The organism is Nocardiopsis halotolerans DSM 44410 (assembly GCF_000341065.1).
Taxonomy (GTDB): Bacteria; Actinomycetota; Actinomycetes; order Streptosporangiales; family Streptosporangiaceae; genus Nocardiopsis; species Nocardiopsis halotolerans.
Map to the genome: position 1 here is coordinate 1 of NZ_ANAX01000063.1, position 14,021 is coordinate 14,021.

The 14,021-nt window shown below is 71.3% G+C and carries 10 protein-coding genes and 1 pseudogene; 4 read left to right on the forward strand and 7 right to left on the reverse strand.

Features of this window, described 5'->3' with window-relative positions; all coding sequences use genetic code 11:
* Both D455_RS0104960 and D455_RS0104965 read right to left on the reverse strand, forming a co-directional pair.
* The coding region (locus D455_RS0104960) for an amidohydrolase family protein (RefSeq protein WP_017569660.1) at positions 1-573 on the reverse strand (573 nt) is incomplete at its 3' end.
* A gap of 66 nt (positions 574-639) precedes the next feature.
* On the reverse strand, positions 640-1,938 hold the full coding sequence (locus tag D455_RS0104965; RefSeq protein WP_017569661.1) for an MFS transporter: 1,299 nt from the start codon (positions 1,936-1,938) through the stop codon (positions 640-642).
* 189 nt (positions 1,939-2,127) lie between these two features.
* Between D455_RS0104965 and D455_RS0104970 the strand changes: the two genes are divergently transcribed.
* Positions 2,128-3,642 (forward strand): PucR family transcriptional regulator, encoded by a 1,515-nt coding sequence (locus tag D455_RS0104970; protein ID WP_017569662.1) that lies wholly within the window; start codon positions 2,128-2,130, stop codon positions 3,640-3,642.
* A 23-nt stretch (positions 3,643-3,665) separates the two neighbouring features.
* On the opposite strand, the pseudogene dop reads toward D455_RS0104970, so the two are convergent.
* Positions 3,666-5,175 (reverse strand): annotated as a pseudogene (dop, locus tag D455_RS29245) (depupylase/deamidase Dop).
* A 555-nt stretch (positions 5,176-5,730) separates the two neighbouring features.
* Positions 5,731-6,156 carry a VOC family protein gene (locus D455_RS0104980; protein ID WP_017569665.1) on the reverse strand — a complete coding sequence of 142 codons (426 nt, stop codon included), beginning with the start codon at positions 6,154-6,156 and terminating at the stop codon, positions 5,731-5,733.
* A gap of 420 nt (positions 6,157-6,576) precedes the next feature.
* On the opposite strand from D455_RS0104980, the gene D455_RS0104985 reads away from it, so the two are divergent.
* Complete coding sequence (locus D455_RS0104985) at positions 6,577-7,956, forward strand: UDP-N-acetylmuramoyl-tripeptide--D-alanyl-D-alanine ligase (protein ID WP_017569666.1); 1,380 nt, start codon at positions 6,577-6,579, stop codon at positions 7,954-7,956.
* A gap of 516 nt (positions 7,957-8,472) precedes the next feature.
* Here the strand turns inward: D455_RS0104985 and arc are convergent.
* Positions 8,473-10,242 carry a proteasome ATPase gene (gene arc / locus D455_RS0104990; RefSeq protein ID WP_017569667.1) on the reverse strand — a complete coding sequence of 590 codons (1,770 nt, stop codon included), beginning with the start codon at positions 10,240-10,242 and terminating at the stop codon, positions 8,473-8,475.
* A gap of 336 nt (positions 10,243-10,578) precedes the next feature.
* The gene (locus D455_RS29250) at positions 10,579-11,592 is read right to left on the reverse strand and encodes a tRNA (adenine-N1)-methyltransferase (protein WP_017569668.1); all 1,014 of its coding nucleotides are present in this window, start codon (positions 11,590-11,592) and stop codon (positions 10,579-10,581) included.
* A 212-nt stretch (positions 11,593-11,804) separates the two neighbouring features.
* Between D455_RS29250 and ppgK the strand changes: the two genes are divergently transcribed.
* Positions 11,805-12,569, forward strand: a complete 765-nt coding sequence (gene ppgK / locus D455_RS0105000; RefSeq protein ID WP_017569669.1) for a polyphosphate--glucose phosphotransferase — start codon at positions 11,805-11,807, stop codon at positions 12,567-12,569.
* 290 nt (positions 12,570-12,859) lie between these two features.
* Here the strand turns inward: ppgK and D455_RS0105005 are convergent, their stop codons facing one another.
* The gene (locus D455_RS0105005; RefSeq protein WP_017569670.1) at positions 12,860-13,270 is read right to left on the reverse strand and encodes a DUF2000 family protein; all 411 of its coding nucleotides are present in this window, start codon (positions 13,268-13,270) and stop codon (positions 12,860-12,862) included.
* Between the two features lie 92 nt (positions 13,271-13,362).
* Between D455_RS0105005 and D455_RS0105010 the strand changes: the two genes are divergently transcribed.
* Positions 13,363-14,021: AraC family ligand binding domain-containing protein (locus D455_RS0105010; protein WP_040684466.1), on the forward strand; the 659-nt coding region annotated here is incomplete at its 3' end.

Below are 14,021 nucleotides of genomic sequence, written 5' to 3' on the forward strand. Positions count from 1 at the left end.
CATCTCCATGGCCGAGTCCAGGACCATGCCCGTCAGGCGCCCGCCCTCGTCGCGGACGAAGGAACCACCCGACGGGTCGGTGACGTCCTCCCCGATACCGCTCCAGGCCAGGGCCGCGGAGTTGACCAGGGCCTGGTGGCCGGAGACGTGGTAGACGATGACCGGGTGCTCGCTGGTGGCCTCGTCCAGGTCACGGCGGGTGGGACGCCCACCCGGGAACTTGGCGTCGTCCATGTGGAAGGCGCGGACCCACTGACCAGCCGGGGTGCGCTCGGCCTCGGCGGCGACGACGGCGACGAGGTCGGCGGCGCTGCCCACACGGGGATACCCGGCGTCGACCGCGGCCAGCGACTCCGCGGTGGACAGCAGGTGGTTGTGCGGGTCGATGAACCCCGGCAGGACGGTCCGTCCGCCCGCGTCCACCTCGACCGCGCCCGGGCCGGCGGCGGCGCGTGCGGCCTCGGTGCCTCCGGCCAGGCGGACCCGGCCCTCGCGCACGGCCACGGCGCTGGCCCGGGGGTTGGCGTCGTCCATGGTCAGGACGTTGGCGTTGTGGATGAGCAGACCGGACACGGGTACGGTTCCTCCTCTGTGAACGGGGTGCCGGGCCGATCGGCCCGGCGTCGGTCTCATGACGGGTCAGGCCGCGGCGAGGTCGGCGTCACGGTGGCGGGGTGCCTTGGCCAGGCAGACGATGCTCACCAGGGACATGGCCATGAGCAGGCCCACCACCGGCAGGATGCTGCCGGTCGCCGCGAGCAGGGCGGTGCACACGATCGGGGACAGCCCGCCGAAGAGCGCCCCCGCGACCTGGTAGGCGATGGAGATACTCGTGTAGCGGGCGCGCGGCGGGTACATCTGGGCGAGCACACGGGCGATGGGTCCGTAGACCGCGGCCATGGCCAGGCGCATGACGCACAGCATCAGGAAGACCAGGACGGCGCTGCCGGTCTCCAGGACCAGGAACTGGGGAAGCGCCAGCACCATGACGCCGACCAGGCCGATGGTGACGACGCGGGTGGTACCGAAGCGGTCGCCCAGCCAGGCCACGCCCAGGGTGGCGACGAGCTCGACGAACGCGGCCAGGGTCAGGCCGTTGAGGATGACCTGTTCGCTGATGCCGACCTCGGTGACGCCGTAGCCCTGGAGGAACGTGGTGACGACGTAGTACCCGCCGACGGCCACCGGCAGGACGCCGATGCCCAGCAGCAGCGGACGCCAGGAGGTGCGCACGGCCTCGCGCAGCGGCATCTCCCCGGGCTCGTCCTGCTCCTCGCGCATGGCCTCGAAGACCGGGGACTCCTCCACCTTCAACCGGATGAACAGGCCCACCAGGACCAGCAGGACCGAGGCGAGGAAGGGCAGACGCCAACCCCAGGTGTAGAGCAGGTCCGCGTCCCATGCGGCGATGATGCCGAACGATCCCGTGGCCAGGAGCGCGCCGGCGGGGTTGCCGAGCTGGGCGAAGGAGCCGTAGAAGGTCTTGCGCTCCTCGGGGGCGTGCTCGACCGCCATCAGGACGGCACCGCCCCACTCCCCGCCCACGGCGACGCCCTGGACGAAGCGCAGCAGGACCAGCAGCAGCGGCGCGACGAAGCCGACCTGTTCGTAGGTGGGCAGCAGACCGACGGAGAACGTGGCCACGCCCATCATCAGCAGGGTGATGACCAGCGCGGACTTGCGGCCCAGGCGGTCGCCGAAGTGCCCGAAGACCAGGCCGCCCAGTGGCCGGGCGAAGAAGCCCACCGAGAAGGTGGCGAAGGAGGCCATCAGGCCGATCACCGGATCGGTGCCGGGCGGGAAGAACAGGGTGCCGAACACCAGGCTGGCGGCCGTGGCGTAGACGTAGAAGTCGAACCACTCGATGGTGGTGCCGACGAAGGCCGCCAGAGCCGCGCGCGCGGGGTGCGTGGACGCGGGGGCAGTCCGTTGTGACATGTGTACTCCGTTGCGCGTTCGGTGCGGCCGGTGCGCGGAGCGCTCGACCGCGCCGCTGGCCACAACCGGTGGTTCGGATGTTGTTGTGACTGTAGACACAGCGGCCACGTCCGTGCTGGGACGGTCCGCACCCCACCAGCTGTTACACATGTGCACAGTGCACAACCGGCGTACCGGAGGGAGAAGGCGTTGTCGATCACGGTCCGCGACATCACGGACGACCCGAACCTGGAGGTGGGGGTGGTCGCGGGGCGCTCGGGGCTGGACCGGACGATCCGCTGGGCGCACGTGATCGAGCTGGCCGACCCGGTGCGGTGGCTGCGCGGCGGGGAACTGGTGCTGACCGTCGGTCTGGGACTGGGCACGGACGAACGGGAGCGCCGCGCCTACGTGCGCAGGCTGCACGAGGCCGGTTGCGTGGGGCTGGCCTTCGCCGTCGACGTGTGGGTGCGCGCGGTTCCACCCGAGGTGCTGGACGAGGGCGACGCCCTGGGCCTGCCGATCCTCCAGGTGGAGGGGGCGACGCCCTTCGTCGCGGTGGTGGAGACGGTGGCCGACCACCACGCGGCCGAGCGGACCCGTGACCAGCACCGGGTGCTCACCGCGCAGGACGCCATGGCACGCGCCTCGCTGCGCTCGGGGCCGGTCGGGGTGATGGGCGAACTGTCCTCGGCGACCTCCGGCGCGTCACTGCTGCTGGACCGCAACGGGATGACGAGCGCGGCGGTGCCCGACACCGAGCCGCCCTGGCACGCGCTGGTGCGCTCGGCCCTGGCGGGGCGGCCGCGCGGGATGACGCTGCTGGCCGATGGGGAGGCGACCATCCTGCTCCAGACCCTGGGGCCGACCGGTCGGACGCTCGGTTGGCTGGCGCTGCGCTGCCCGTTCACGGTGACGCCGCACGTGCGGATGCTCGCCAACCACGCGGCGTCACTGCTGGCGGTGGACCTGCTGCACTCGCGTGACGCCCGGCGGACGCTGTACCGCGAGCGCGCTCCGGTCCTGCTCGCCGCGGTGACGGGACGACCTCCGGCGCCGCTGGCCCTGCCCGCGCCCCCGTGGGAGGTGGTCTGTTTCCGGGGCGCCTCCCCCGCCCCGCTGCTGGACGAGGCGGCGGACGCGCTGACCGACGTCCTCGGCGACACCGAGGCGGCCCGCCGCTCGGGACTGTGTGTCCTGGAGGACGTGCTGGTGGCGGTCCTGCCCACCAGCGGTGGCGGGGCGCGCCTGAGCAGGCGCCTGTTCACGGTGCTGTCCGACCTGCCTGGGGGGCCTCGGGCCGCCGGCGCCTGCGGGGCCCGGGGGCCCGACGACCTGCCCTCGGCCGTGGAACGGGCGCGCCAGGCCGCCACGGAGGGGTACCGGCACGTGGACGAGACCGACGCCTGGGCGCTGCTGCGGTCCTCGGTCCCGGCCGAGGGGGTACGGGCCTTCGGCCAGGCGGTGCTGGGGCGGTTGCGCGACCACGACGCGCGCAACGGCACGGAGCTGGGGCACACCCTGCGCCACTACCTGGACAACAGCGCCCAGGTGGAGGCGACCGCGCGGGAACTGGGAGTGCACCGCAACACCCTGCGGTCGCGGCTGCGCACCGCCGAGCGGGTCACGGGCCGAACGCTGGACGATCCCCGTACCCGCCTGGAGCTGTGGACCGCGCTGAGCCTGGAGCCGATGCGCTGCCACGACGGCACCTGGCACGCCTGACCGGGGCTCACCGCACCCGGCCGTCAACGGCCCCCGGTGAGCACCGCGACCAGGTCCGCCGCGGTCTCGGAGGCGTCCAGCAGCTCCCCCACGTGTTCCCTGGTCCCCCTGCGCGGCTCCAGGGTGGGCACCCGCTGGAGCGAGTCGTAGCCCGGCAGGTCGAAGATCACCGAGTCCCAGGAGGCCGCGGCCACCTCGTCGGCGTACTTGGCCAGGCAGCGCCCCCGGAAGTAGGCCCGAGTGTCCTCCGGCGGCTCGGTGACCGCACGGTCCACGTCCGCCTCCTCCAACAGGCGCTGCATCCGCCCGCGCGCCGCCAGCCGGTTGTAGATCCCCTTGTTCGCACGCACGTCCGAGTACTGCAGGTCCACCAGTTGCAGGCGCGGGTGCGACCACTCCAGCGAGTCCCGGGAGCGGTATCCCTCCAGGACCTTGAGCTTGGCCACCCAGTCCAGCTCGGTGGCCAGGCCCATCGGATCGGTCCCCAGCCGGTTGAGCACCGACTCCCAGCGGTCCAGGACGTCCGCGGTGTCGGGGTCCACGTCGGTACCGAAGCGGTCCTCCACGTACTTGCGGGCCTGGTCCAGGTACTCGCGCTGCAACTCCAGCGCGGTCATCCGCCGCCCGTCCCGCAGCCGCACCCGGTGGGTGAGGCCGGGATCGTGCGAGATCTCCCGCAGGTCGGCCACCGGGGTCTCCAGGGACAGGTCCACGCTCAGGAACCCGTCCTCGATCATCGACAGCACCAGTGCCGTCGTCCCCAGCTTCAGGTAGGTGGAGATCTCACTCATGTTGGCGTCGCCGATGATGACGTGCAGCCGCCGGTACTGGTCGGGGTCGGCGTGCGGCTCGTCCCGCGTGTTGATGATGGGGCGCTTGAGAGTCGTCTCCAGCCCCACCTCGACCTCGAAGAAGTCGGCGCGCTGGGAGATCTGGAACCCGGTGCCCTGCCCGTCGGAGCCGATGCCGACCTTGCCCGCTCCGCACACCACCTGGCGGGAGACGAAGAACGGGATCAGGTGCCGGACGATGTCGCCGAAAGGCGTCGACCGGTTCATCAGGTAGTTCTCGTGGCAGCCGTAGGAGGCGCCCTTGTTGTCGGTGTTGTTCTTGTACAGCTGGATCGGCTCGATCCCCGGGGTGGTCGCCNGCGGCGTCGGCCATCACCCGCTCACCCGCCTTGTCCCACAGCACCGCGTCCATGGGGTTGGTGACCTCCGGCGCCGAGTACTCGGGGTGGGCGTGGTCCACGTACAGTCGGGCACCGTTGGTGAGGATGACGTTGGCCAGCCCCAGATCCTCGTCGGTGAGCTGCGTGGGGTCCGCGACCTCACGCGCCAGATCGAAGCCGCGCGCGTCGCGCAGCGGGTTCTCCTCCTCGAAGTCCCAGCGGGCACGGCGTGCCCGGGCCGCCGAGGCGGCCAGATAGGCGTTGACCACCTGGGTGGAGGTGACCATCGCGTTGGCCCCGGGGTTGCCTGGCACGGAGATCCCGTACTCGGTCTCGATACCCATAATCCGCCGCACACTCATGGTGAGAGGTTATCCACCGTGGGCGGGTCTTGAACGCTTCCGCGCCAATTGTGGCCCAAGTGCCGTGTTCCCGGGCGTTTCACACGGTGGCGGTGCGCCGTTCCCCGCAGGGTTCACAGCGGTCGCGACGGGCCCGTGGGAGACCCTGGAGAACACCGGCGGGCGGGACGCGTACCGCCCCGGCCGCCCCGGAGAGCGGGGCCGTCCCAGGTCGTCCGGCCGGCAGAACACGCCGACCCCCCGAAGGAGGACAGAGGGTGGACACACGGACCCTGGATTATCACTCTGAGCAACAAAGTCGGTTCTCTCGGTAGGCACCGTGCCATGAGGCGGGACCACGGACGATCACGGAGGCAGGCGCCATGAACCCGGCCGGGAGGACCGGGACGACACCGCCCACCGCCGAACCGGGTCTCCTGACCATGACGGCGATGGTCGTCGGCTCGGTGCCGGAGGACGAGGTGCCCTCGATGACGCGGACGTGCCGACCCTGCCGAGGTCGGCCCTCCTTCGCGGGGGCGCCCGTCGGGCCCGGAGGTGTGACGCCGGTTCCCCTCAGCTGATCTGCTCGGCCAGGGCGACGATGGCGCCCCCGGGGCCGCGCACGTAGCAGAGACGGTAGACGTCCTCGTACCGCGCCAGCTCACCGACGAGTTCGGCGCCGTGGGCGCGCAGGCGCGCGACAACGTCATCGATGTCCTCGACGGCGAACATGATGCTGCGTATGCCCAGCGTGTTCGCCGGTGCGTCCTCCGGCTCCGCGCTGATCACCGTCGGCGTGTGGAACCTCGTCAGCTCGATCCGGCCGTGGCCGTCCGGGGTCCGCATCATCGCGACGTCGACACGGACGTCGTCGAGCCCGACGACACGGTCCACCCAACGCCCCTCGACCGGCGTCCTTCCCTCCAGCTCCATGCCGAGTTCGACGAAGAACGCCACCGCGGCCTCGAGGTCGTCGACGACGACGCCGACGTGGTCCATCCGCTGAATCGCCATGTCCCGAGCATAGGGGCGAGGGACGGGGGCGACGGAGAGGCACGGCGCACCCGCGATTCGGGGATACCACCGGGGTCCGGGCGGCACAGGGCGCGTCCCCGGTGAGACGGCGGCAGGCCCCCGGAGTCCGGCCACCGCCCCCTGGTCGCCTGAACGCCCCCTTCCCGCCTCCGGTCAGAACGCCGGCCTCCAGGAACGCGCACAGGCGATCCCGGTCCGCCTCGTCGGTGGGAGCCGCCCACGACCCCGGCCCAACCGCGCCGCGAAACCGTGCCGCAGCCGAGGGAAGACGACCTCCAACACCGGCGCGGGGCCCGGGTCACGCGGCGTCCCCGAAATCACCCGCTCGGACCGGCTTCCTCGGTACGGTCGAACCCTCACCCCGAGTGCACACCGGAGGCCGTCATGCAGCCCTTGTCCCTCGCCCAGATCGCCGCCGCCACGGGCGGCCGGGTCTCCAACACCGACCCGCAGACCCAGGTGACGGGGGTCGCGTTCGACTCCCGCAAGGTGAGCCCCGGAGACCTGTTCGTCGCGCTCCGGGGAGAGGAGGGCCGGGACGGACATGACTTCGCTCCGTCCGCCGTCAAGGCCGGGGCGGTCGCGGTGCTCGCCGCGCGTCCACTCGATGTGCCCGCCATCGTGGTGGACGACCCGCTCGCCGCGCTGGGCGGTTGGGCCCGAACCCACGTCGAGGCGCTGGCGGACCTGGACGTGGTCGCGATCACCGGTTCCTCGGGAAAGACCTCCACCAAGGACCTCATCGCCCAGGTCCTCCAGCGCGCCGGGGCGACCGTGTTCACGCACGGGTCGTTCAACAACGAGATCGGCCTCCCGCTCACCGCCCTGGGAGCCACCGCCGACACCCGCCACCTGGTGGTGGAGATGGGCGCACGCGGGCAGGGCCACATCACCCACCTCACCCAGATCACCCCGCCCCGGATCGGGGCCGTACTCAACGTCGGCACCGCGCACGCCGGGGAGTTCGGCGGCCCGGAGATGACCGCGAAGGCCAAGGGCGAGCTGGTCGAAGCGCTCCCCCCGGAAGCGGAGGGCGGGGTGGCGGTGCTCAACGCCGACGACGCGCGCGTGGCCGCGATGTCCGCGCGCACCAAGGCGCAGGTGGTCACCTTCGGGCTGTCCCAGAGCGCGGACGTGTACGCCACCGACGTCACCCTCGACGGGCGGGGCAGGGCGTCGTTCACTCTGCACACCCCGGCCGGGGACGCTCCGGTGCGCCTCCAGGTGGTCGGGGAGCACCAGGTGCCCAACGCGCTCGCCGCCGCCGCGGTGGCCGGGGCGACGGGGATGGACGTGGCCCAGATCGGTAAGGCGCTCACCGCGGCGGAGTCGTTGTCGGAGGGGCGGATGCGCGTCACCGAACGCCCCGACGGGGTGACGGTGGTCAACGACGCCTACAACGCCAACACCGACTCCACGAGCGCGGCACTGCGCGCCCTGGCCCAGCTGGGGCGAGAGCACGGGGGGCGCACGATCGCGGTGCTGGGAGAGATGCGCGAGCTCGGTGACACCTCTGCGGAGGAGCACCGCAAGGTCGGAGCTCTCGCCGCGACCCTCGGAGTCGACGTGCTCGTCGCGGTGGGCGAGGGCGACGCGCGCGTGCTGGCCACCGAGTACGGACCCGACGGGCAGGTGGTCCCGACGAAGGCGGCTGCTGGGGAGTGGCTGAGCCGGTACCACTTCCGGGCGGGGGACGTGGTGCTCGTCAAGGGCGCGAACTCGCTGCGGCTCGGGGAGCTAGCCGACGCGCTCGCGGCCCGGTAGGTCACCGCGTCCGGGTGGGGTCCACGACGGCGCCCACGCGGGGGCGGCGCCGAGGTCGTGTCCCTCATACGCGATGGCGCTGATCAGGTCAGACGAGACCCAGGGGAGCGACCACGTCCTTCTGCGTTGCGTGGACGATGGCGTCCGGGTGCGGTTGGTCCTGCCCGCCTGGAACGAACGCCCTGGCGCACCTGGTGAAGGGTGGGCCGGCGCCGGGGAAGCACGGCTCACCCGCGATTCAGGAGTGGCTGCTCCCGGACCGGTGGACGTCTGGGGCCGCGTCAGGGTGGGGCCTGCCGTTCTCCGGCGGGCTTCTGCCGCGCGTTCGTCTGTTCGGAGTCATGCACCAACCCTCGTCGGTTGCCTTCAGTGACACCAAGAGGACGGTTGGGGCTCCTCCCCAGCTCGTCCGAGCTTCGGGAATCCGCCGTCACGGGGACCGGGAACGCGACCGGCGCGGAAGGGGGCCGACCGGATGTCCGGTCGGCCCCCTCAGAGCGCTCTCGGAGTGCGTTTCTACAGGTACTGGCCGGTGTTGGGCACCGTGTCGATGCTCCGACCGGAGTCCGCGCCCTTCTTGCCCGTCACCAGGGTCCGGATGTAGACGATGCGCTCGCCCTTCTTTCCGGAGATCCGCGCCCAGTCGTCGGGGTTGGTGGTGTTGGGCAGGTCCTCGTTCTCACTGAACTCGTCCACGCACGCCTGCATCAGGTGCGAGACCCGGATGCCCTTGGACTTGTTGTCGATGAAGTCCTTGATGGCCATCTTCTTGGCCCGGGAGACGATGTTCTCGATCATCGCGCCGGAGTTGAAGTCCTTGAAGTACAGGACCTCCTTGTCACCGTTGGCGTAGGTGACCTCCAGGAAGCGGTTCTCCTCGCCCTCGGTGTACATCCGCTCCACGACCCGCTGGATCATGGCGTCCACCGTGGCCCTGGCCGAACCGCCGTGCTCGGCGAGGTCCTCGTCATGCAGCGGCAGGTCCGGGGTGATGTACTTGCCGAAGATGTCGCGGGCCGCCTCGGCGTCGGGCCGCTCGATCTTGATCTTGACGTCCAGTCGGCCGGGCCGCAGGATCGCCGGGTCGATCATGTCCTCGCGGTTGGAGGCACCGATGACGATGACGTTCTCCAGGCCCTCCACACCGTCGATCTCGCTGAGGAGCTGGGGCACGATCGTGTTCTCCACGTCGGAGGACACACCCGACCCGCGGGTACGGAAGATCGAGTCCATCTCGTCGAAGAAGACGATGACCGGGGTGCCCTCGGACGCCTTCTCCCGTGCGCGCTGGAAGACCAGGCGGATGTGCCGCTCGGTCTCACCCACGTACTTGTTGAGCAGCTCCGGGCCCTTGATGTTGAGGAAGAAGCTCTTGCCGACGTCACGGCCGGTGCGCTCGGCGACCTGCTTGGCCAGCGAGTTGGCGACCGCCTTGGCGATGAGCGTCTTACCGCACCCGGGAGGGCCGTAGAGCAGCACGCCCTTGGGCGGGCGCAGCTGGTGCTCGTAGAACAGCTCCTTGTACAGGTAGGGCAGTTCGACCGCGTCGCGGATCATCTCGATCTGCCCGGACAGGCCACCGATGTCGGTGTAGGCGATGTCGGGGACCTCTTCGAGGATGAGCTCCTCGACCTCGGACTTGGGGATGCGCTCGTAGACGTACCCCGAACGCGACTCCAGCAGCAGGGAGTCGCCGGGGCGGATCGGCTCGTCGCGCAGCGGGTCGGCCAGGCGGACGATCCGCTCCTCGTCGTGGTGGGAGATCACCAGTGCCCGCTCGCCGTCCTCAAGGATCTCCTTGAGCATGACGACCTCGCCGACGGTCTCGAAGGACTCCACCTCGACGACGTTGAAGGCCTCGTTGAGCATGACCTCCTGGCCGGGCCGCAGGTCGTCCAGATCGATCGATGGACTGGCGTTGACCCGCATCTTGCGGCCGTTGGTGAAGATCTCGACGGTATCGTCCTCGCGTGACCCCAGGTAGACGCCGAACCCGGAGGGCGGCTGGGCCAGTCGGTCGACCTCCTCCTTGAGCGCCACGATCTCCTCGCGCGCCCTCTTCAAAGTGGCGTCGAGTTGCTCGTTGCGGCCGGTGGTGGCGGCCAGGTTGGCCTGCGCCTCCCTCAGCCGTTCCTCCAGCAGGCGTACATGCCGGGGCGAGTCAGCGAGTTTACGCCGAACCACGCTGAGTTCCTTTTCCATGTAGGAGACCTGGGCCGTGAGTTCTTCGACTTCACGGTCCCGGTCGCTCTGACGCTCATCGTCGCGCTCAGCCACGTCCGCCACCTCCCTATGAGGAACTACATCGGAGCCTACCTACCCTCGCCCCGTTCCTAACCTCCCAAGGCCGGCGAGTGTCGTAGGCCTCATTCCCGGGTCTTGCGTCGTCACAGGTCAGAGTGCTACCGCATGACTCGACGTAATGAGAAAGTAACCTCCGGGTCCGACAGCGGGCAAGGGATTCCCCCGTCGGCGATCCTTTCCCAGCACGTCAACGGGCTTGTCCGGACACGCCGAAGCCCGCCCGGGCCGGTCCCGGAAGGGACCGCGCCGAAACGCACCGTGAGGGCGGACCACGGCGGACGGCCTGCGCGGGCGGGCTCCGATCACTCGCTGGGTGTGCTATTCGTCGGCGTCGCTCCCGGGAGTGTCGCCCTCCCCGTTCCTGGGCGCCTCGGGAGCCGCCGCGTCGGTGGCCAGCGCCCCGGCGTCCTCGGCCGGGGTCCCCTCCGGGGCCCGTCCCGTCCTCGCACGCGCCTCCTGCTCGCGCGAGGCCGCGAAGTCCTTGCCGTAGGCGCCCTTGGCCGGACGGCGGCGCCGCTCGGGGGCCTCGGCGCCGTCGGCCAGGCGGCGCGCGACCACCAGGAAACCGGTGTGCCCGATCATGCGGTGGTCCGGCCGCACCGCCAGACCCTCCACGTGCCAGGTGCGCAGCATGGTCTCCCACGAGCGCGGCTCGTAGAAACGGGGGTCCTCGCGCAGCCCCTCCACCACACGGGACAACTGGGTGGTGGTGGCGACGTAGCAGCACACCAGGCCGCCGGGGATGAGGGCCCCGGCGACCGCGTCCAGGCACTCCCAGGGGGCGAGCATGTCCAGGAAGACACGGTCGACGTCGGTCTCGTCCAGCTCCTCCACCAGATCGCCGACGGTGAGCCTCCAGGCCGGGTGCGGACCGCCGTGGAACCTCTCCACGTTCTTCCGGGCGATCTCGGCGAAGTCGGCGCGGCGCTCGTAGGAGTGCACCATGCCCTGCTCCCCGACCGCGCGCAGCAGCCAGTTGGACATGGCACCCGAACCCGCACCGGCCTCCACCACCCGCGCACCGGGGAAGATGTCGGCCTCCACCAGCACCTGGGCGGCGTCCTTGGGATAGACGATGGTGGCACCGCGCTTCATCGACAGGGTGTAGTCGATCAGCAGGGGGCGCAGCGCCACGTAGGCCGTGCCGGTGTTGGAGCGGACCACGCTGCCTTCGGGCTGTCCGATGAGGTCGTCGTGCTCGACCTTGCCCTTGTGGGAGTGGAAGGCGCCGCCCTCTCGCAGTGTGATCGTGTGCATGCGACCCTTGGGGTCGGTCAACTGCACGGTGTCGCCGTCGGTGAAGGGGCCGCGGCGGCCATGGATACCGGTCAACGTCGCTCTCGTCTTCCCACGTCGCTATTGGTTGGCAGGGCGGTCGCCCAGGCTATCGGCCCCCCGGTACCGCGGCGAACGGGTGCGGAGCGGCCGGGCACCGGCGACGGCGAGCGCGGCACGTGCGAACTTCCCGCTCCCAGGGCAGTATCAGCCTGCGGGGCCGGGACGACGCCCAACCACCACACGAGGACCACGGGAGACGACGACCCATGTCACAGCTGACCACGGGGCTGGGAATCGACATCGGCGGCAGCGGGATCAAGGGAGCGCCGGTCGACCTGACCACCGGCGAGTTCATCAGGGAGCGGATGAAGGTCCTCACCCCCGACCGCTCCGCCCCCTCGGCGGTGGCCGAGATCGTGCACGAGATCGCCGAGAACTTCCCGGAGGCCGCGGGGATGCCCCTGGGCGTCACCTTCCCCGGCGTGGTGCAGGCGGGCGTGGTGCGCACCGCGGCCAACCTGGACAAGAGCTGGATCGGCACCGACGCGCGGTCGCTGTTCGCCGAGGCCACCGGCCGACCGGTCCGCGTCCTCAACGACGCCGACGCCGCGGCCGTCGCGGAGACCCGCTACGGCGCGGCCAAGGGGGTGTCGGGGGTGGTGCTGATGACCACCCTGGGCACGGGGATCGGCACCGCCCTGGTGGTGGACGGCCGCCTGGTGCCCAACACCGAGTTCGGGCACCTGGAGATCGACGGACACGACGCCGAGACGCGGGCCTCCTCGGGGGCCAAGGAGCGGGAGGATCTGTCCTACCGCGAGTGGGCGACCGAGCGGCTGCACCGCTACTACCGGGTCGTGGAGGACCTGCTGTGGCCGGACCTGATCGTGGTCGGCGGCGGGGTGAGCCGCAAGGCGCACAAGTACCTGCCGCTCGTGGACATCCGCACGCCCATCGTGCCCGCGTCGCTGCTCAACACGGCCGGGATCGTCGGCGCGGCCCTGGCCGCGGCCGAGTCCGAGTCGACGTGAGACCGGCCCGGGCTGCCACCGGGTTGACCGGAAGCGTTTCTGGTGCGACGCGCGGGCCCTGACCCGCGCTGGTCCCGTACCTCTGGCGCGCCTCGGCGCTCCGCCCCCTCCATGAGTACGGGACCGCGGCGAACGGGAGCGGGCCGGTGGCCTTTCCGGTCACCGTACCGGGGAGGACGGCTGCCCCGGGCGGGTCCGGAGGCGCCCGCGGGGCGCCGACGGGTCCGCGTGGTCCGCGGAGGCCTCCCGTCTCCTCCCCCGCGGGTTCCGACCACCTCTTCCGGCCCCGGTCAGGGGTGCAGGCGCAGTCCCCGGACCACCTTGTCGACGTCCGCCCGGGGCCCGTGGACGGCCACCCCCACCAGGTCCAGGTCGTCGGCGGCCACGGCGAGCACGGCGGCGCGGTTGTCGTCGTCGTTGTCGGTGGCGAACAGCTGCTCGGTGTAGAGCGCCGTCGCCAGCTCCCGGGAGCGGGCGCGGTTCAGTGTGCGGGCCAGGGTGCGCGCGTCGGCGGCGTAGACCATGACGGGCTCGCCGAACATCGGCAGGTAGGTGTTGGCCGACGCGTCCTCGTAGGGCTTGCCCATGGTCTCGGGGCGCTCGTGCGCGATGCCGCTGCTGAGGAACGCGGTGACGTTGAGCTTCTGCCACACGGCCAGGTCCTCGCGCACGGCCACGGCGATCTTGGTGTTCGAAGGCATACCCCGAGAGTGGCGGAGCGGTGCGGGCGCGGTCTTGAACGCTGGTGCGCGGCGCCTTCCGCCGTGCGCGGCGCCTGGTCGACAATGGTGGGGTGACAGGAGACTGGGCCCGGTACTGGAGATCCCCCGAGCGGCCGTTGGAGGCGATGCACGCGCACTTCGAGCGGCACGCCTACCACCGCCACAGCCACGACGCGTACTCGTTCGGGGTGACGGAGTCGGGGGTACAGGCGTTCAACTGCCGGGGCGGCGCGCACGCGAGCGTGTCCGGGATGGTGCTGGCGTTCAACCCGGACGACCCGCATGACGGGCACGCGGGGAGCGAACCGGGGTTCACGTACCGGATCGTGCACATCGGGCCGGAGCTGGTGCGGGAGGTGCTCGCCGACGCCGCCGAGGGGAGCGCGGGGCTGCCGCTGTTCGCCGATCCGGTGGTGGGCGACCCGCGGTTGGCCGGGGCGCTGCGGGGACTGCACACGGCACTGTGGCGGGGGCGTTCGCGGTTGGCCGTGGACGAGGCCCTGCGCGGCGCGGTGATGGCGATGGTGCGCGGCGGAGCGGTCGGTCCGCCGGTGGTGGCGCGGGTGTCGGACCCCGACGCGGCACGCGTGGCGGCGCGGGCGGAGGGCGTGCTGCGTGCGCGCTTCGCCGAGGACGTGGACGCCGAGGAGCTGGCGTCGGCGGCGGGGCGGAGCAGGTTCGCGGTCTACCGTGCCTTCCGCGCGGTGCGGGGGATGGCGCCCAGCGACTA